Annotated in this window: 15 protein-coding genes and 2 tRNA genes; 16 read left to right on the forward strand and 1 reads right to left on the reverse strand. The window is 57.0% G+C overall.

What is annotated here, in order from left to right; translation table 11 throughout:
- The first annotated feature begins 141 nt into the window (after nt 1-141).
- On the forward strand, nt 142-618 hold the full coding sequence (gene greA / locus ACJ8OK_RS10340; RefSeq protein WP_004933539.1) for a transcription elongation factor GreA: 477 nt from the start codon (nt 142-144) through the stop codon (nt 616-618).
- 112 nt (nt 619-730) lie between these two features.
- Here the strand turns inward: greA and yhbY are convergent, their stop codons facing one another.
- Complete coding sequence (gene yhbY / locus ACJ8OK_RS10345) at nt 731-1,024, reverse strand: ribosome assembly RNA-binding protein YhbY (protein WP_004933536.1); 294 nt, start codon at nt 1,022-1,024, stop codon at nt 731-733.
- 143 nt (nt 1,025-1,167) lie between these two features.
- On the opposite strand from yhbY, the gene rlmE reads away from it, so the two are divergent.
- From rlmE to nlpI, 15 genes are all read left to right on the forward strand, one after another.
- The gene (rlmE, locus tag ACJ8OK_RS10350) at nt 1,168-1,797 is read left to right on the forward strand and encodes a 23S rRNA (uridine(2552)-2'-O)-methyltransferase RlmE (protein WP_004933533.1); all 630 of its coding nucleotides are present in this window, start codon (nt 1,168-1,170) and stop codon (nt 1,795-1,797) included.
- A 56-nt stretch (nt 1,798-1,853) separates the two neighbouring features.
- Complete coding sequence (gene ftsH / locus ACJ8OK_RS10355) at nt 1,854-3,785, forward strand: ATP-dependent zinc metalloprotease FtsH (protein WP_004933529.1); 1,932 nt, start codon at nt 1,854-1,856, stop codon at nt 3,783-3,785.
- Nucleotides 3,786-3,877: 92 nt separating this feature from the next.
- A complete protein-coding gene (folP, locus tag ACJ8OK_RS10360; protein ID WP_021504257.1) occupies nt 3,878-4,714 on the forward strand; it encodes a dihydropteroate synthase in 837 nt (278 codons plus the stop codon).
- Between the two features lie 4 nt (nt 4,715-4,718).
- Complete coding sequence (gene glmM, locus ACJ8OK_RS10365; RefSeq protein ID WP_004933522.1) at nt 4,719-6,056, forward strand: phosphoglucosamine mutase; 1,338 nt, start codon at nt 4,719-4,721, stop codon at nt 6,054-6,056.
- Between the two features lie 220 nt (nt 6,057-6,276).
- Complete coding sequence (gene secG / locus ACJ8OK_RS10370) at nt 6,277-6,612, forward strand: preprotein translocase subunit SecG (RefSeq protein ID WP_004933519.1); 336 nt, start codon at nt 6,277-6,279, stop codon at nt 6,610-6,612.
- Between the two features lie 68 nt (nt 6,613-6,680).
- Nucleotides 6,681-6,767: transfer RNA gene (locus ACJ8OK_RS10375), tRNA-Leu, on the forward strand.
- Nucleotides 6,768-6,827: 60 nt separating this feature from the next.
- Nucleotides 6,828-6,904 (forward strand) — tRNA-Met (locus tag ACJ8OK_RS10380).
- Between the two features lie 217 nt (nt 6,905-7,121).
- Nucleotides 7,122-7,574, forward strand: coding sequence for a ribosome maturation factor RimP (gene rimP / locus ACJ8OK_RS10385; RefSeq protein WP_004933515.1), 453 nt, complete (start codon nt 7,122-7,124; stop codon nt 7,572-7,574).
- A 21-nt stretch (nt 7,575-7,595) separates the two neighbouring features.
- Complete coding sequence (gene nusA, locus ACJ8OK_RS10390) at nt 7,596-9,104, forward strand: transcription termination factor NusA (RefSeq protein ID WP_004933514.1); 1,509 nt, start codon at nt 7,596-7,598, stop codon at nt 9,102-9,104.
- A 23-nt stretch (nt 9,105-9,127) separates the two neighbouring features.
- Entirely contained in the window at nt 9,128-11,815 is a 2,688-nt protein-coding gene (gene infB, locus ACJ8OK_RS10395) for a translation initiation factor IF-2 (protein ID WP_004933511.1), read from the forward strand.
- 70 nt (nt 11,816-11,885) lie between these two features.
- Complete coding sequence (gene rbfA / locus ACJ8OK_RS10400) at nt 11,886-12,296, forward strand: 30S ribosome-binding factor RbfA (RefSeq protein ID WP_004933508.1); 411 nt, start codon at nt 11,886-11,888, stop codon at nt 12,294-12,296.
- Nucleotides 12,296-13,240 carry a tRNA pseudouridine(55) synthase TruB gene (gene truB, locus ACJ8OK_RS10405; protein WP_004933505.1) on the forward strand — a complete coding sequence of 315 codons (945 nt, stop codon included), beginning with the start codon at nt 12,296-12,298 and terminating at the stop codon, nt 13,238-13,240. The genes rbfA and truB overlap by 1 nt, the downstream gene beginning before the upstream one ends.
- Before the next feature lie 124 nt (nt 13,241-13,364).
- Nucleotides 13,365-13,634 (forward strand): 30S ribosomal protein S15, encoded by a 270-nt coding sequence (rpsO, locus tag ACJ8OK_RS10410; RefSeq protein WP_004933502.1) that lies wholly within the window; start codon nt 13,365-13,367, stop codon nt 13,632-13,634.
- Between the two features lie 256 nt (nt 13,635-13,890).
- The gene (gene pnp / locus ACJ8OK_RS10415; protein ID WP_004933498.1) at nt 13,891-16,008 is read left to right on the forward strand and encodes a polyribonucleotide nucleotidyltransferase; all 2,118 of its coding nucleotides are present in this window, start codon (nt 13,891-13,893) and stop codon (nt 16,006-16,008) included.
- Nucleotides 16,009-16,136: 128 nt separating this feature from the next.
- Nucleotides 16,137-17,021, forward strand: coding sequence for a lipoprotein NlpI (gene nlpI, locus ACJ8OK_RS10420; protein ID WP_004933495.1), 885 nt, complete (start codon nt 16,137-16,139; stop codon nt 17,019-17,021).
- The last annotated feature ends 92 nt before the right edge of the window (nt 17,022-17,113 follow it).

Here is a 17,113-nt window from a genome sequence, read left to right on the forward strand (position 1 = left end):
ATCTTGGCTTGGGCTCCGTTCCGAGTCAGGTTTCTTTTGTTTGTCGCCTGGAGGCGGGGGGCGGTATGCCAACCGTGTTTTCATACGAATACGTCAGGATGACGGTTATTTGAACAGGAAAGATTTAGAGGTATTTATACGATGAACCAAATTCCGATGACCTTGTTTGGCGCTGAAAAACTGCGCGAAGAGCTCGAATATCTGAAAAGCGTGCGCCGCCCGAAAATCATTGCGGATATCGCTGAAGCGCGTGAACACGGCGACTTGAAAGAAAATGCCGAGTACCATGCCGCCCGCGAGCAGCAGGGTTTCTGCGAAGGCCGCATTCAGGAAATCGAAGCCAAACTGTCCAATGCGCAGGTGATCGATATCACCAAGATGCCGAACACCGGCCGGGTGATCTTCGGCGCCACCGTATCGGTGATGAATCTGGACAGTGAAGAAGAAGTGACTTACCGCATTGTTGGCGACGATGAGGCCGATTTCAAGAAAAATCTGATTTCGGTAAACTCGCCGATGGCGCGCGGCCTGATCGGCAAAGAGCAAGACGATGTGGTGGTAATCAAAACCCCAGGCGGCGACGTGGAATACGAGATCCTGAAGGTCGAGTATCTCTGATCGGGACCGTTGGTCATTAATGCGCCAACGTTTTGTAAAGATAGGAAAAAGGCCGCAAGCGGCCTTTTATCTTGGTCAGGCGCATGGCACCTTTTCGTTAACCTGATGGTTATTAACGCGGTAGACTGATCTTGCGCTCTTTCGACGGGCGGTAAAGAATAAGCGTACTGCCGATAACTTGCACATTGCAGGCGCCCGTTTCACGCACGATAGCGTCGGCGATCAGGGTTTTGGTTTCGCGATCTTCAGCGGCGATTTTTACCTTGATCAGCTCATGATGCTCCAGAGCCTGTTCAATTTCAGCCAGCACCCCTTCGGTAAGACCGTTATTGCCCAGCATCACCACCGGTTTTAACGGATGCGCCAGGCCTTTCAGGTGCTGTTTTTGTTTATTATTCAGATTCATTGTCTTTTTTGCTTAAGTTGGGATTGAAAACGGTACATTCTACCGCCATCTCATGTATATCACCAAATCGGTCTTCACCGGTGTGAGTCTACGTGAGCAGCGACCCTGACATAAGACTCTTTTTATGATAGTTGGAAAACGAGATGGCTAATAAAAAGCGTTCGGCTAGCTCCAGTCGCTGGTTACAAGAACACTTTAGCGATAAATATGTACAGCAGGCGCAGAAAAAGGGACTGCGTTCCCGTGCCTGGTTTAAACTTGATGAAATACAGCAGAGCGACAAACTGTTCAAACCGGGCATGACCGTGGTTGACCTGGGCGCCGCACCGGGCGGCTGGTCGCAGTATGTGGTCACCCAAATCGGCGGTACCGGGCGCATCATCGCCTGTGATATTTTGCCAATGGATCCTATCGTTGGCGTCGATTTCCTTCAGGGCGATTTTCGTGATGAACTGGTGCTGAAGGCACTGTTGGAACGAGTAGGCGAGAGTAAGGTTCAGGTGGTCATGTCCGATATGGCCCCGAATATGAGTGGCACCCCGGCGGTCGATATTCCAAGGTCGATGTATCTGGTGGAGTTGGCGCTGGATATGTGTCGTGATGTCCTCGCACCAGGCGGAAGTTTCCTGGTGAAGGTGTTCCAGGGAGATGGCTTTGACGAGTACCTACGGGAAATTCGCTCCCTGTTTACGAAGGTTAAGATTCGTAAGCCAGACGCTTCCCGCGCCCGTTCGCGCGAAGTGTACATTGTAGCGACAGGGCGCAAACTGTAGTACCCTAACGCTGTTTGTTAACACAGTTGTAAGATGAGGTTAATCCCTTGAGTGACATGGCGAAAAACCTAATTCTCTGGTTAGTCATCGCGGTAGTGTTGATGTCTGTATTCCAGAGCTTTGGGCCCAGCGAGTCGAATGGCCGTAGGGTGGATTACTCTACCTTCATGTCCGAACTGACCCAGGACCAGGTTCGCGAAGCGCGAATCAACGGACGTGAAATTAACGTTACCAAGAAAGACAGTAACAAATACACGACCTACATCCCTGTCAACGATCCTAAGTTGCTGGATACGTTGTTAACGAAGAATGTGAAAGTTGTCGGCGAGCCGCCTGAAGAGCCGAGCCTGCTGGCTTCTATCTTTATCTCCTGGTTCCCGATGCTGTTGCTGATCGGGGTCTGGATCTTCTTTATGCGGCAAATGCAGGGCGGCGGCGGCAAGGGCGCGATGTCCTTCGGCAAGAGCAAGGCCCGCATGCTGACGGAAGACCAGATCAAGACCACTTTCGCCGATGTCGCCGGGTGTGACGAAGCGAAAGAAGAGGTGAGCGAACTGGTGGAATACCTGCGCGAACCGAGCCGTTTCCAGAAGCTGGGCGGCAAGATCCCGAAAGGCGTGCTGATGGTTGGCCCGCCGGGGACCGGTAAAACGCTGTTGGCGAAAGCGATCGCCGGCGAAGCGAAGGTGCCGTTCTTCACCATTTCCGGTTCCGACTTCGTCGAAATGTTCGTCGGCGTGGGCGCATCCCGCGTGCGTGACATGTTCGAACAAGCGAAGAAAGCCGCGCCGTGCATCATCTTCATCGATGAAATCGACGCCGTCGGCCGCCAGCGTGGTGCCGGCCTGGGTGGCGGTCACGATGAGCGCGAGCAGACCCTGAACCAGATGCTGGTTGAGATGGACGGTTTCGAAGGCAACGAGGGCATCATCGTCATCGCGGCTACCAACCGTCCGGACGTGCTTGACCCCGCGCTGCTGCGCCCGGGCCGTTTCGACCGTCAGGTCGTGGTCGGGCTGCCGGATGTGCGTGGCCGTGAGCAGATCCTGAAGGTGCACATGCGCCGCGTGCCGTTGGCTGCCGACATCGACGCCTCCGTCATTGCGCGCGGTACGCCGGGCTTCTCCGGTGCCGATCTGGCCAACCTGGTCAACGAAGCGGCGCTGTTCGCCGCCCGCGGCAACAAGCGCGTGGTGTCGATGGTGGAGTTCGAGAAAGCCAAAGACAAGATCATGATGGGTGCGGAACGCCGCTCCATGGTAATGACCGAAGCGCAGAAAGAGTCGACCGCGTATCACGAAGCGGGCCACGCCATCATTGGCCGCCTGGTTCCTGAACATGATCCGGTACATAAAGTGACGATCATTCCTCGTGGCCGTGCGCTTGGCGTGACCTTCTTCCTGCCGGAAGGGGATGCGATCAGCGCCAGCCGTCAGAAGCTGGAGAGCCAAATCTCCACCCTGTACGGCGGCCGTCTGGCGGAAGAGATCATCTACGGGCCGGAGAAAGTCTCTACCGGTGCGTCGAACGACATCAAAGTGGCGACCTCCATCGCCCGCAACATGGTGACCCAATGGGGCTTCTCCGAGAAGCTGGGGCCGCTGCTGTATGCGGAAGAAGAGGGTGAAGTGTTCCTGGGCCGCTCCGTGGCCAAGGCGAAGCACATGTCGGATGAAACCGCGCGTATCATCGACCAGGAAGTGAAGTCGCTGATCGAACGTAACTACACGCGTGCTCGCTCGCTGCTGATGGAAAACATGGACATCCTGCACTCGATGAAGGATGCGCTGATGAAGTATGAAACCATCGATGCGCCGCAGATCGACGATCTGATGAACCGCAAAGACGTGCGTCCGCCGGCGGGCTGGGACGATGCGAACAAAGGCAACAGCTCCGACAACGGCGGCACCCCGAAAGCCCCGACGCCGGTAGATGAGCCGCGCACCCCAACGCCGGGCAACACCATGTCCGAACAGCTCGACAAGTAAGAACGGCTGTGTAATAACATCAAACCCCGGTACGCCGGGGTTTTTTTTTGCCCGGCGGGCAGTGAACCAGGCAACAGTAAGGTGGACCAACCATGCAGTTAACCGTGCGCGACATGACGCTCAATCTCTCCCATCCGCAGGTGATGGGCATCCTCAACGTGACGCCGGATTCGTTTTCCGACGGCGGCCGCCACAACACCCTGAACCAGGCGCTGGTGCATGCGCATGCGCTGATTTCGGCCGGCGCCACGATGATTGATATCGGCGGCGAATCGACAAGGCCGGGGGCGGCGGAGGTGAGTGAAGAGGAAGAATTGGAACGGGTCGTGCCGGTGGTGGAAGCGCTGGCGCAGCGCTTCGAGGTCTTTATCTCGGTCGATACCTCGAAGGCGGGCGTGATCCGCGAATCGGCGCAGGCCGGCGCCCATCTGATCAACGACATCCGTTCGCTGCAGGAGCCGGGCGCCCTGGCGGCGGCGGCGGAAAGCGGCCTGCCGGTCTGTCTGATGCACATGCAGGGGCAGCCGCGCACCATGCAGCAGGCGCCGCACTACGACGATCTGATCGCCGACGTCCAGGCGTTTTTCGAACACCATATCCGGCGCTGTAACGAGGCAGGGATAACAAATCAGAAATTGCTGCTCGACCCCGGCTTCGGTTTCGGTAAAAATTTGGCGCACAACTATCAGCTTCTGGCTCGGTTGTCGGAGTTTCATCGTTTTGGTTTGCCGCTGTTGGTCGGCATGTCGCGCAAATCGATGATTGGACAACTGCTGAACGTGCCGCCGGATCAACGGGTTATCGGCAGCGTGGCCTGCGCGGTGATCGCGGCGATGCAGGGTGCGCAGATTGTCAGAGTGCATGACGTTAAAGAAACCGTCGAGGCGATGCGTGTCGTCGAGGCAACACTTTCAGCTAAGGGACAGTAGAGACATGAGCGAGCGCAAATATTTTGGCACCGACGGCATCCGTGGCAAGGTCGGGGACAGCCCCATCACGCCGGACTTCGTGCTGAAGCTGGGCTGGGCGGCCGGTAAAGTGCTGGCGCGTCACGGTTCCCGCAAGATCATCATCGGTAAGGATACGCGCATCTCCGGTTATATGCTGGAGTCCGCTCTGGAAGCCGGTCTGGCGGCAGCCGGATTGTCCGCCTCCTTCACCGGGCCGATGCCCACGCCGGCGGTGGCCTATCTGACGCGCACCTTCCGTGCTGAAGCGGGCATTGTCATTTCCGCTTCGCATAACCCGTTCTATGACAACGGCATCAAGTTCTTCTCGATCGACGGCGCCAAGCTGCCGGACAACGTCGAAGAGGCAATTGAAGCCGAGATGGAAAAACCGCTGACCTGCGTGGAGTCCTCGGAGCTGGGTAAAGCCAGCCGCATCATCGACGCCGCCGGCCGCTATATCGAATTCTGCAAAGGCACCTTCCCGAGCGAGCTGAGCCTGAAAGGGCTGAAAATCGTGGTCGACTGCGCCAACGGCGCGACTTACCACATCGCGCCGAGCGTGCTGCGCGAACTGGGCGCTACGGTGATCGCCATCGGCGTTGAGCCGGACGGCATGAACATCAACGAGAAATGCGGCGCTACCGATGTGCGTCAGTTGCAGGAGCGCGTGCTGCAGGAAAAAGCGCACGTTGGCCTGGCGTTCGACGGCGACGGCGACCGCGTGATGATGGTGGATCACCTGGGCAACAAGGTGGACGGCGATCAGATCCTGTACATCATCGCCCGCGAAGGCCTGCGTCAGGGGCAGCTGCGCGGCGGCGCGGTCGGCACCCTGATGAGCAATATGGGGCTGGAGCTGGCGCTGAAGCAGCTGGGCATTCCGTTCGCTCGCGCCAAAGTGGGCGACCGTTACGTGCTGGAGAAGCTGCAGGAGTTAGGCTGGCGCATCGGTGCGGAAAACTCCGGCCATGTGATCTTGCTGGACAAAACCACCACCGGCGACGGCATAGTGGCCGGGTTGCAGGTGCTGACCGCCATGGTGCGCAACCACATGAGCCTGCATGACCTGTGCAGCGGTATGAAGCTGTTGCCGCAGATCCTGGTCAACGTGCGTTTCGCCGGCGATCACAATCCGCTGGAATCTGAAGCGGTGCGCAAGGTCACCGAACAGGTGGAAGCCGAGCTGGCCGGCCGCGGCCGGGTGCTGCTGCGCAAATCGGGCACTGAACCGCTGATCCGCGTGATGGTGGAGGGTGAGGACGAGCAGCAGGTGACCGCGCTGGCACATCGCATCGCCGATGCGGTGAAATCCGCAGGTTAAAACAGACAGTTAGCCGCCGGGCTTGGCATCGCTGAGCCCGAACAGGCGATTGTTGGCGTTTTTTTCCGCAAACGCGCCGGCGGCTGCAAATTGCCCTTGCGCGGGTTGGCGGCTTTGGTTAGTATTCACACCCGCTTCAGTAGGCAGTTTATAAACACGCCTGCTTGATGAGTGTGAAGCATTTGGCATGCGGTGAGGCCGCAAGGATACGGGTACTACTATGTACGAAGCTCTTCTGGTAATTTTCCTGCTGATTTCAATCGGGCTGGTTGCTCTGATTATGTTGCAGCAAGGTAAAGGCGCTGATATGGGAGCCTCTTTCGGAGCAGGTGCATCAGGCACGTTGTTCGGTTCGAGTGGTTCCGGTAACTTTATGACCCGCATGACTGCTGTATTGGCGACGCTGTTCTTCGTCATCAGCCTGATTCTGGGCAACCTCAGCAGCAACCAAAGCAAGAAAGGCAGCGAGTGGGAAAACCTCGGTCAGCCGGTGAAAACTGAGCAGACAACCGCGCCGGCAGCACCTGCCAAGCCGAGCAGCGACATCCCGCAGTAAGCCGCAAAAGTTTGTAAACGGTGGTTGTGAACTCGAAAGAACAACGGCCGTTAGCAGTAAGAATCAGTACCGAGGTGGTGGAATTGGTAGACACGCTACCTTGAGGTGGTAGTGCCCTAACGGGCTTGTGGGTTCGAGTCCCATCCTCGGTACCAAATCCCAGAGATAACTTGCAATTTTGCGATTATCGGCGTAGTATTTGCCACGTTTTCGGACGCGGGGTGGAGCAGCCTGGTAGCTCGTCGGGCTCATAACCCGAAGGTCGTCGGTTCAAATCCGGCCCCCGCAACCACTTTCCTTTAAGTGTTTATTTTCAAATACACTTTTCGATTGAAACCCGCTTTTCTCGATCAACATTTGAAAATGACACTTGCTCGAAAGTTGTACCGAGGCCGCCTAGCGGCAAACAGGGTCCAGTTGCATAAAGCCCCGATTTTTCGGGGTTTTTTGTTATTTGGCAACAGAATCACTGGGCTATTTAGCCCTTTTTTTATGTCTTGGGGGTGGGCTTGTCCACATTAGAGCAACAGTTAACAGAGATGCTTTCGGCACCCGTAGAAGCGTTGGGCTTTGAGCTTGTAGGCATCGAATTCATTCGTGCGCGCCAATCGACGCTCCGCATCTATATTGATAGTGACAACGGCATCAATGTTGATGATTGCGCTGATGTCAGCCACCAGGTCAGCGCTGTATTGGACGTCGAAGATCCAATCACGGTCGCTTACAACTTGGAAGTCTCCTCTCCTGGCCTTGATCGCCCGATGTTCACCGCAGAACACTATACGCGTTACCTCGGTGAAGAAGTCAGCCTGGTCCTGCGCATGGCGGTACAAAACCGTCGCAAGTGGCAGGGTATTATCAAGTCTGTCGAAGGCGAGATGATCACGGTTACTGTGGAAGGGAAAGATGAAGTGTTCGCGCTGAGCAACATCCAGAAAGCGAACCTGGTACCCCACTTTTAAAGTTTGGAAGAGGCAACTAGGATGAACAAAGAGATTCTGGCTGTTGTTGAAGCAGTTTCCAATGAAAAATCCCTTCCGCGCGAGAAGATTTTCGAAGCGCTGGAAACTGCATTAGCCACCGCAACCAAGAAAAAATACGAGCAGGAAATCGACGTGCGCGTCAGCATTGACCGCAGAACCGGCGATTTCGATACCTTCCGCCGTTGGGTCGCCGTAGACGAAGTGACGCAGCCGACGCGTGAAATCACGCTGGAAGCCGCTCAGTTTGAAGATCCGAGCATCGAGCTCGGCGGCTACGTCGAAGATCAGATCGAATCCGTGACCTTCGACCGTATCACCACCCAAACCGCCAAGCAGGTTATCGTGCAGAAAGTGCGCGAGGCCGAGCGCGCGATGGTGGTTGACGCTTTCCGTGAACATGAAGGCGAGATCGTCACCGGCGTGGTGAAGAAAGTGAACCGTGACAGCATCGCGCTGGATCTGGGCAACAACGCCGAAGCGGTGATTGGCCGTGAAGACATGTTGCCGCGCGAAAACTTCCGTCCGGGCGACCGCATTCGCGGCGTACTGTACGCCGTGCGTCCTGAAGCCCGCGGCGCGCAGCTGTTCGTCAGCCGTTCCAGCCCGGAAATGCTGAAAGAACTGTTCCGCATCGAAGTGCCGGAAATCGGCGAAGAAGTGATTGAAATTAAAGCGGCAGCCCGCGATCCTGGCTCCCGTGCGAAAATTGCAGTGAAAACCAACGACAAGCGCATCGACCCGGTCGGCGCCTGCGTAGGTATGCGCGGTGCGCGCGTTCAGGCCGTGTCGAGCGAGCTCGGCGGCGAACGCATCGACATCATCCTGTGGGATGATAATCCAGCGCAATTCGTCATCAACGCCATGGCGCCGGCCGACGTCGCGTCGATCGTGGTAGATGAAGATAACTGCACCATGGATATCGCCGTTGAAGCCAGCAACCTGGCACAGGCGATCGGCCGTAACGGCCAAAACGTGCGTTTGGCTTCCCAGCTGCTGAAACAACACCGCGGCGACGATCGTTGGGAACTGAACGTGATGACGGCGGACGACCTGCAGGCCAAGCACCAGGCCGAGGCTCATGCCGCTATTGATACCTTCACCAAGTATCTTGATATCGACGAAGATTTCGCCACCGTACTGGTTGAAGAAGGCTTCTCCACGCTGGAAGAGCTGGCCTACGTGCCGATCAAAGAGCTGTTGGAAATCGACGGTCTGGATGAAGATACGGTTGAAGCATTGCGCGAACGCGCCAAAGCTGCATTGACCACGCTGGCCCTGGCACAAGAAGAAAGCCTGGGCGACAACAAACCGGCCGACGATTTGCTCAACCTGCCGGGTCTTGAGCGCAGCATGGCCTTTAAACTGGCCGCGCGTGGGGTTTGTACGCTGGAAGATCTTGCCGAGCAGGGTGTTGACGATCTGGCTGATATTGAAGGGCTTAGCGACGAGCAAGCCGGCGAGCTGATCATGGCTGCGCGCAATATCTGTTGGTTTGGCGACAACGCGTAATAACTGTAGCAGGAAGGAACAGCATGACGACAGATGTAACCGTAAAATCGCTGGCAGCAGAGATTCAGACTCCGGTTGATCGCCTGGTACAGCAGTTTGCTGATGCAGGGATCAACAAGTCCGAGTCGGACTCTGTTACCCAGCAAGAAAAAGAAACATTGCTGGCGCACCTGAACCGTGAACACGGCAGCGCGCCGGGTAAACTCACTTTGCAGCGCAAAACGCGCAGCACCTTGAATATCCCGAGCACCGGCGGTAAAAGTAAATCGGTGCAAATTGAGGTCCGCAAGAAACGCACTTATGTAAATCGCGATACGCAGGAAGCCCAGTTGGCTGAAGCGGCAGAGCAGGCACAGCGTGAAGCGGAAGAGCAGGCACGGCGCGAAGCGGAAGAGCTCGCAAAACGCGAAGCGGAAGCGAAGCGCGCAGCCGAAGAGCAAGCCAAACGTGAGGCCGCGGAGATTGCTAAGCGTAATTCAGCGGAAAAAGAAAAAGTGACCAATCAACATACCGACGAAATGACCAAGCCAGCTCAGGCGGAAAAAGCACGCCGTGAAGCCGAAGCCGCTGAACTGAAACGCAAAGCGGAAGAGGAAGTGCGCCGCAAGGTTGAAGAGGAAGCCAAGCGCGTGGCGGAAGAAGCCCGTCGCATGGCCGAAGAGAACGGCGAGAAGTGGGCCCAGGCAGACGCGGCAAGCGCCGCGGTTGAAAGCGCCGACTATCACGTGACCACCTCTCAGCACGCCCGTGCCGCGGAAGATGAAAACGACGCCAAAGTTGAAGGCGATCGTCGCAGCCGCACCCGCGGCGGCAAAGCCACCAAGCAGAAGAAAGGCAACAAGCTGTCCGAATCCAAAGCGGATCGCGAAGAAGCGCGCGCCGTTACCCGTGGCGGTAAAGGCAAACGCAAGCCTAGCGCTCTGCAGCAGGGCTTCAACAAGCCGGCGCAGGTGGTTAACCGCGACGTGGTGATCGGCGAAACCATCACCGTGGCCGAGCTGGCCAACAAGATGGCGGTAAAAGGTTCTCAGGTCATCAAAGTGATGATGAAGCTGGGCGCCATGGCCACCATCAACCAGGTTATCGACCAGGAAACCGCGCAGCTGGTTGCCGAAGAGATGGGCCACAAAGTTATCCTGCGTCGTGAAAACGAGCTGGAAGAAGCGCTGATGAGCGACCGTGATACGGGCGCTGCAGCCGAGCCGCGCGCGCCGGTCGTGACCATCATGGGCCACGTTGACCACGGTAAAACCTCTCTGCTGGACTACATCCGCTCCACCAAAGTGGCGGCGGGCGAAGCCGGCGGCATTACCCAGCACATCGGTGCCTACCACGTAGAAACCGAGAACGGCATGATCACCTTCCTGGACACCCCGGGCCACGCCGCGTTTACCTCGATGCGTGCTCGCGGTGCTCAGGCGACTGACATCGTGGTTCTGGTGGTGGCGGCCGACGACGGCGTGATGCCACAGACCATCGAAGCTATCCAGCACGCGAAAGCGGCGCAGGTGCCGTTGGTGGTTGCGGTGAACAAAATCGACAAGCCGGAAGCCGATCCGGACCGCGTTAAGCAGGAACTGTCCCAGTACGGCGTGATGCCGGAAGAGTGGGGCGGCGAAGCGCAGTTCGTCCACGTGTCCGCGAAAGCCGGTACCGGTATCGACGAGCTGCTGCAGGCTATCCTGCTGCAGGCCGAAGTTCTGGAACTGAAAGCGGTACGCAGCGGCATGGCGAGCGGCGTGGTGATCGAGTCCTTCCTGGATAAAGGCCGTGGCCCGGTGGCTACCGTGCTGGTTCAGGAAGGTACGCTGAACAAGGGCGACATCGTCCTGTGCGGCTTCGAATACGGCCGTGTGCGTGCGATGCGCGACGAGCTGGGCCGTGAAGTGACCTCCGCCGGTCCGTCCATCCCTGTGGAAATCCTGGGTCTGTCCAGCGTGCCTGCAGCGGGTGACGAAGCGACCGTGGTGCGTGACGAGAAGAAAGCGCGTGAAGTGGCGCTGTACCGTCAGGGCAAGTTCCGCGAAGTCAAACTGGCGCGTCAGCAGAAGTCCAAGCTGGAAAACATGTTCGCCAACATGACCGACGGCGAAGTGTCCGAGCTGAACATCGTACTGAAATCCGACGTTCAGGGTTCTTGCGAAGCGATCAGCGACTCGCTGCTGAAACTCTCCACCGACGAAGTGAAGGTGAAGATTGTCGGCTCCGGCGTAGGTGGTATCACCGAAACCGATGCGACGCTGGCTGCGGCTTCCAACGCCATCATCCTGGGCTTCAACGTGCGTGCCGACGCTTCTGCGCGCCGCGTGATCGAAGCGGAAAGCCTGGATCTGCGTTACTACTCCGTGATCTATAACCTGATCGACGAAGTGAAGCAGGCGATGAGCGGCATGCTGGCGCCGGAATACAAGCAGCAGATCATCGGCCTGGCCGAAGTGCGCGACGTGTTCAAATCGCCTAAGTTCGGCGCTATCGCCGGCTGTATGGTTACCGAAGGGACCATCAAGCGTCACAACCCAATCCGCGTACTGCGCGACAACGTGGTTATCTATGAAGGCGAGCTGGAATCCCTGCGTCGCTTCAAAGATGACGTTAACGAAGTCCGTAACGGCATGGAATGTGGTATCGGCGTTAAGAACTATAACGACGTGCGCGTCGGCGACATGATCGAAGTGTTCGAAATCATTGAGATCCAACGCACCATCGCTTAACGATTGCACATCTGCTTATATCTGTTTACGGGGGGCCTTTGTGCCCCCCGATTTGTCTGGAGAATCCAAAATGGCAAAAGAATTCAGCCGCGGTCAACGCGTGGCGCAAGAGATGCAGAAAGAGATTGCGATCATTCTGCAGCGTGAAGTGAAAGATCCGCGCGTCGGCATGGCGACCGTTTCCGGCGTGGAAGTGTCCCGTGACCTGGCGTACGCCAAGGTTTACGTCACCTTCCTGAACGTGCTGACCGAGAACCACGATCCGGATCTGGTCACCAACGGCATCAAAGCGTTGCAGGACGCTTCCGGTTACATCCGCACCCTGCTGGGCAAAGCGATGCGCCTGCGCGTGGTGCCGGAGCTGACCTTCGCTTACGACAACTCCCTGGTGGAAGGCATGCGCATGTCCAACCTGGTGACCAACGTGGTGAAGAACGACGCCGAGCGCCGTTCCGCCTCAGGCGATGACAAGGAGGACTGATGAGTCGCCCTCGTCGCCGCGGCCGTGACATCCACGGCGTGCTGTTGCTGGACAAGCCGCAAGGGTTGTCGTCCAACGATGCGCTGCAAAAAGTAAAACGCCTGTACAACGCCAACCGGGCGGGCCATACCGGCGCGCTCGATCCGTTGGCGACCGGCATGCTGCCTATCTGCCTGGGTGAAGCGACCAAGTTTTCGCAATATCTGCTCGATTCCGATAAACGTTATCGGGTGATCGCCAAACTGGGGCAGCGTACCGATACCTCCGACGCCGACGGTCAGATCGTGCAGGAGCGCCCGGTGAACTTTACCCAGGCGCAGCTCGACGCGGCGCTGGACACCTTCCGCGGTGACATCCAGCAGGTGCCGTCGATGTATTCGGCGCTGAAATACCAGGGCAAGAAACTCTACGAGTATGCGCGCCAGGGGATTGAAGTGCCGCGCGAAGCGCGCAGCATCACGGTGTACGAGCTGCAGTTTATCCGCTGGGAAGGGGATGAGCTGGAGCTGGAGATCCACTGCTCAAAAGGCACCTACATCCGCACCATCACCGACGATCTCGGCGAGCTGCTGGGCTGCGGCGCGCACGTGATTTATCTGCGCCGCCTGCAGGTGGCGACTTATCCGATCGCGCGCATGGTGACGCTGGAACAGCTGAATGCTTTGCTGGCGCAGGCGCAGGAACAAGCGATCGCGCCCGGCGAGCTGCTCGATCCGCTGCTGATGCCGATGGACAGCCCGGTTGAGAACTATCCGGAAGTGAATTTGCTGCCGGTGGTGGCGGGCTACGTCAAGCAAGGGCAGCCAGTGCAGGTGGCCGGTGCGCCGGCCTCCGGCATGGTGCGTATCACCGAGGGTGAAGAGCGGAAATTCATCGGCGTTGGCGACATCGCCGAGGATGGTCGCGTGGCGCCGCGCCGCCTAGTGGTCGAACATTTCGACTGACGGCGGGGCACTGCGTCGCCTTGCGATCGCACTGCGCTAAGAGTAGAATGGCGCAGCTTATGCATTGGGTTGCTGAATTAGAGATCGGCGCCTGTTTTTATTATCTATAATCTGGAGTATTACAATGTCTCTAAGTGTTGAAGCTAAAGCTCAAATCGTAGCTGATTTCGGTCGTGGTACTAACGACAGCGGTTCTACCGAAGTTCAGGTTGCCCTGCTGACTGCGCAGATCAACCATCTGCAAGGCCACTTCTCCGAGCACAAAAAAGATCACCACAGCCGTCGTGGTCTGCTGCGTATGGTTTCTCAGCGTCGTAAGCTGCTGGACTACCTGAAGCGTAAAGATGTAGCACGTTACACCAGCCTGATCGAGCGTCTGGGTCTGCGTCGCTAATCTAGCAAGTTTCAGTGGAAAGGGGCCTATTTTGGCCCCTTTCTTCTAGGAAGCATAAGCAAATCAGGTTAATGTATTACTGATGTTTCCAAACAGGTTCTTCCGTTACAGAGGTTCGCGCGGCTAATGAGAGGCTTTATCTCCCGCCTGAGATAAGGATTGTCATTAGTCGCGAGGATGTAGTGAGAAGGCAAATCGAGTCACAGGCGTGTCGAGTCGTCAATGCGATTGCGCGCCGCTAATCAAGGATATAATTTTGCTGACACCGATCATTCGCAAATTCCAGTATGGCCAGCATACCGTCACCATCGAAACCGGTATGATGGCTCGTCAGGCCACCGCCGCCGTTATGGTGAGCATGGATGACACCGCCGTATTCGTTACCGTCGTTGGCCAGAAAAAAGCCAAGCCGGGCCAGAGCTTCTTCCCGCTGACCGTTAACTACCAAGAGCGTACCTACGCCGCCGGCCGCATCCCGGGCAGCTTCTTCCGTCGCGAAGGCCGTCCGAGCGAAGGCGAGACCCTGACTTCCCGTCTGATTGACCGTCCGATCCGTCCACTGTTCCCGGACAGCTTCCTGAACGAAGTTCAGGTGATCGCGACCGTGGTTTCCGTTAACCCGCAGGTGAATCCGGACATCGTTGCGATGATCGGTGCCTCTGCCGCCCTGAGCCTGTCCGGTATTCCGTTCAACGGCCCAATCGGCGCCGCGCGCGTGGGTTACATCAACGATCAGTACGTGCTGAACCCGACGACCGACGAGCTGAAAGAAAGCCGTCTGGATCTGGTGGTTGCCGGTACTGCCGGTGCGGTGCTGATGGTTGAATCCGAAGCGGACGTGCTGAGCGAAGATCAGATGCTGGGTGCCGTGGTGTTCGGCCACGACCAGCAGCAAGTGGTTATCGAAAACATCAACGCGCTGGTTGCCGAAGCCGGCAAACCGAAGTGGGATTGGCAGGCGCCTGCGGTCAACGAAGCGCTGCACGCGCGCGTGGCTGAACTGGCCGAAGCTCGCCTGGGCGACGCGTACCACATCACCGAAAAACAAGAGCGTTACGCTCAGGTTGACGCGATCAAAGACAGCGTGGTTGAAACCCTGCTGGCTCAGGACGAAACGCTGGACGCCGGTGAGATCCAGGACATCTTGGGCAACCTGGAGAAAAACGTGGTGCGCAGCCGCGTACTGCGTGGCGAGCCGCGTATCGACGGTCGTGAAAAAGACATGATCCGTGGCCTGGACGTGCGCACCGGCGTACTGCCGCGCACCCACGGTTCCGCGCTGTTCACCCGTGGCGAAACTCAGGCGCTGGTTACCGCGACCCTGGGCACCGCGCGCGACGCACAGAACCTGGACGAGCTGATGGGCGAGAAGACTGACAGCTTCCTGTTCCACTACAACTTCCCTCCGTACTCCGTAGGCGAAACCGGCATGGTCGGTTCTCCTAAGCGTCGTGAAATCGGTCACGGTCGCCTGGCGAAACGCGGCGTATTGGCTATGATGCCTAAACCGGAAGATTTCCCGTACACGGTTCGCGTGGTGTCTGAAATCACCGAATCCAACGGTTCTTCTTCCATGGCTTCCGTGTGCGGCGCGTCTCTGGCGCTGATGGACGCCGGTGTGCCAATCAAGGCTGCCGTTGCGGGCATCGCGATGGGCCTGGTGAAAGAAGCCGACAACTATGTGGTTCTGTCCGACATTCTGGGTGACGAAGATCACCTGGGCGACATGGACTTCAAAGTGGCCGGTAGCCGCGACGGTATCACCGCGCTGCAGATGGACATCAAAATCGAAGGCATCACCCGCGAAATCATGCAGGTGGCTCTGAACCAGGCCAAGGGCGCGCGTCTGCACATCCTGGGCGTAATGGAACAGGCTATCAGCACTCCGCGCGGCGATATCTCCGAATTCGCACCACGCATTCATACTATCCGCATCAACCCGGATAAAATCAAAGACGTGATCGGTAAGGGCGGTTCCGTTATCCGTGCACTGACCGAAGAGACTGGCACTACCATCGAAATCGAAGATGATGGTACAGTTAAAATCGCTGCGACCGACGGTGAGAAAGCGAAATTCGCTATCCGTCGCATCGAAGAGATCACGGCAGAGATCGAAGTGGGCCGTATCTACCAGGGTAAAGTGACCCGTATCGTTGATTTCGGCGCATTCGTCGCTATCGGCGGTGGTAAAGAAGGTCTGGTGCACATTTCTCAGATCGCCGACAAGCGCGTTGAGAAAGTGACCGACTATCTGCAGATGGGTCAGGAAGTGCCGGTTAAGGTACTGGAAGTTGACCGTCAGGGCCGCGTGCGTCTGAGCATCAAAGAAGCGATGGCGCCGGAAGCGGGTTCACCTGCGCCTGAAGCAGAATAACTGTATAGATAGTTTTACAGCTCCCCGCCACGGGGTTGGGGGCTGTTCGTATCGCGCGGGTAGGATGCCCGCGTTTTAGCAAACGGAGGACAGGACGTTCATCCAATGTTTGTCTTCGGGAGTGGGAAATGAAGCCTTTCTTGCGCTGGTGTTACGTTGCGACAGCACTCATGCTGGCAGGATGCAGCAACCATGATTGGCGTAAAGACGAAGTTTTGGCAATCCCGTTGCAGCCAACGTTGCAGCAGGAAGTGATCCTGGCGCGCATGGAACAAATTCTTGCCAGCCGGGCACTGACGGATGACGAACGCGCACAGCTTTTATATGAGCGCGGTGTGCTGTATGATAGCCTCGGGTTACGTGCATTAGCGCGCAATGATTTCTCGCAGGCGCTGGCGATACGTCCCGACATGCCGGAAGTTTTCAACTACCTGGGCATTTACTTAACGCAGGCAGGCAATTTTGATGCTGCCTATGAAGCGTTTGATTCTGTACTAGAGCTTGATCCAACTTACAATTACGCGCGTTTAAACCGGGGCATCGCACTGTATTATGGCGGCCGCTTCCCGTTGGCGCAGGATGATCTGCAGGCGTTTTATCAAGACGACCCAAACGATCCCTTCCGTTCGTTATGGCTGTATCTGGTGGAGCGAGAAATCGATCCCAAGAAGGCCGAGGTAGCGCTTCAGCAGCGCTATGACAAAGCGGACAGAGGGCAATGGGGATGGAATATTGTCGAATTCTACCTGGGCAAGATCAGCGAAAAAACGCTGATGGAACGCCTCAAGGCAGATGCAACGGATAACACTTCGCTCGCTGAGCATCTCAGTGAAACTGACTTCTATTTGGGTAAACACTACCTGAGTCTGGGGGACAAGGACACCGCTTCGGCGCTGTTCAAACTGACGGTGTCTAACAACGTTCACAACTTCGTTGAGCACCGCTATGCATTGTTGGAATTGGCGCTTTTGGGCCAAGAGCAAGACGACCTATCGGAATCGGACCAGCAATAGCTGACGAACACCTATCAGCCTGATGGACATTGGTTTTTAACCAAAGTTATCGCCTTAACGGGCGAGGGCTTTTTTGTTCGTTTTATAATCTA

The sequence above is a fragment of the Serratia sp. CY71090 genome, from assembly GCF_052166845.1.
In the GTDB taxonomy this organism is placed as follows: Bacteria; Pseudomonadota; Gammaproteobacteria; order Enterobacterales; family Enterobacteriaceae; genus Serratia; species Serratia nematodiphila.

Bases quoted from the DNA above. Each gene is read 5' to 3' on its own strand.
- glmM (WP_004933522.1), top strand. From the start codon at position 4,719: ATGAGCGAGCGCAAATATTTTGGCACCGACGGCATCCGTGGCAAGGTC.
- secG (WP_004933519.1), top strand. From the start codon at position 6,277: ATGTACGAAGCTCTTCTGGTAATTTTCCTGCTGATTTCAATCGGGCTG.
- rbfA (WP_004933508.1), top strand. From the start codon at position 11,886: ATGGCAAAAGAATTCAGCCGCGGTCAACGCGTGGCGCAAGAGATGCAG.
- folP (WP_021504257.1), top strand. From the start codon at position 3,878: ATGCAGTTAACCGTGCGCGACATGACGCTCAATCTCTCCCATCCGCAG.
- truB (WP_004933505.1), top strand. From the start codon at position 12,296: ATGAGTCGCCCTCGTCGCCGCGGCCGTGACATCCACGGCGTGCTGTTG.
- rlmE (WP_004933533.1), top strand. From the start codon at position 1,168: ATGGCTAATAAAAAGCGTTCGGCTAGCTCCAGTCGCTGGTTACAAGAA.
- rpsO (WP_004933502.1), top strand. From the start codon at position 13,365: ATGTCTCTAAGTGTTGAAGCTAAAGCTCAAATCGTAGCTGATTTCGGT.
- nusA (WP_004933514.1), top strand. From the start codon at position 7,596: ATGAACAAAGAGATTCTGGCTGTTGTTGAAGCAGTTTCCAATGAAAAA.
- greA (WP_004933539.1), top strand. From the start codon at position 142: ATGAACCAAATTCCGATGACCTTGTTTGGCGCTGAAAAACTGCGCGAA.
- yhbY (WP_004933536.1), bottom strand. From the start codon at position 1,024: ATGAATCTGAATAATAAACAAAAACAGCACCTGAAAGGCCTGGCGCAT.
- infB (WP_004933511.1), top strand. From the start codon at position 9,128: ATGACGACAGATGTAACCGTAAAATCGCTGGCAGCAGAGATTCAGACT.
- nlpI (WP_004933495.1), top strand. From the start codon at position 16,137: ATGAAGCCTTTCTTGCGCTGGTGTTACGTTGCGACAGCACTCATGCTG.
- ftsH (WP_004933529.1), top strand. From the start codon at position 1,854: ATGGCGAAAAACCTAATTCTCTGGTTAGTCATCGCGGTAGTGTTGATG.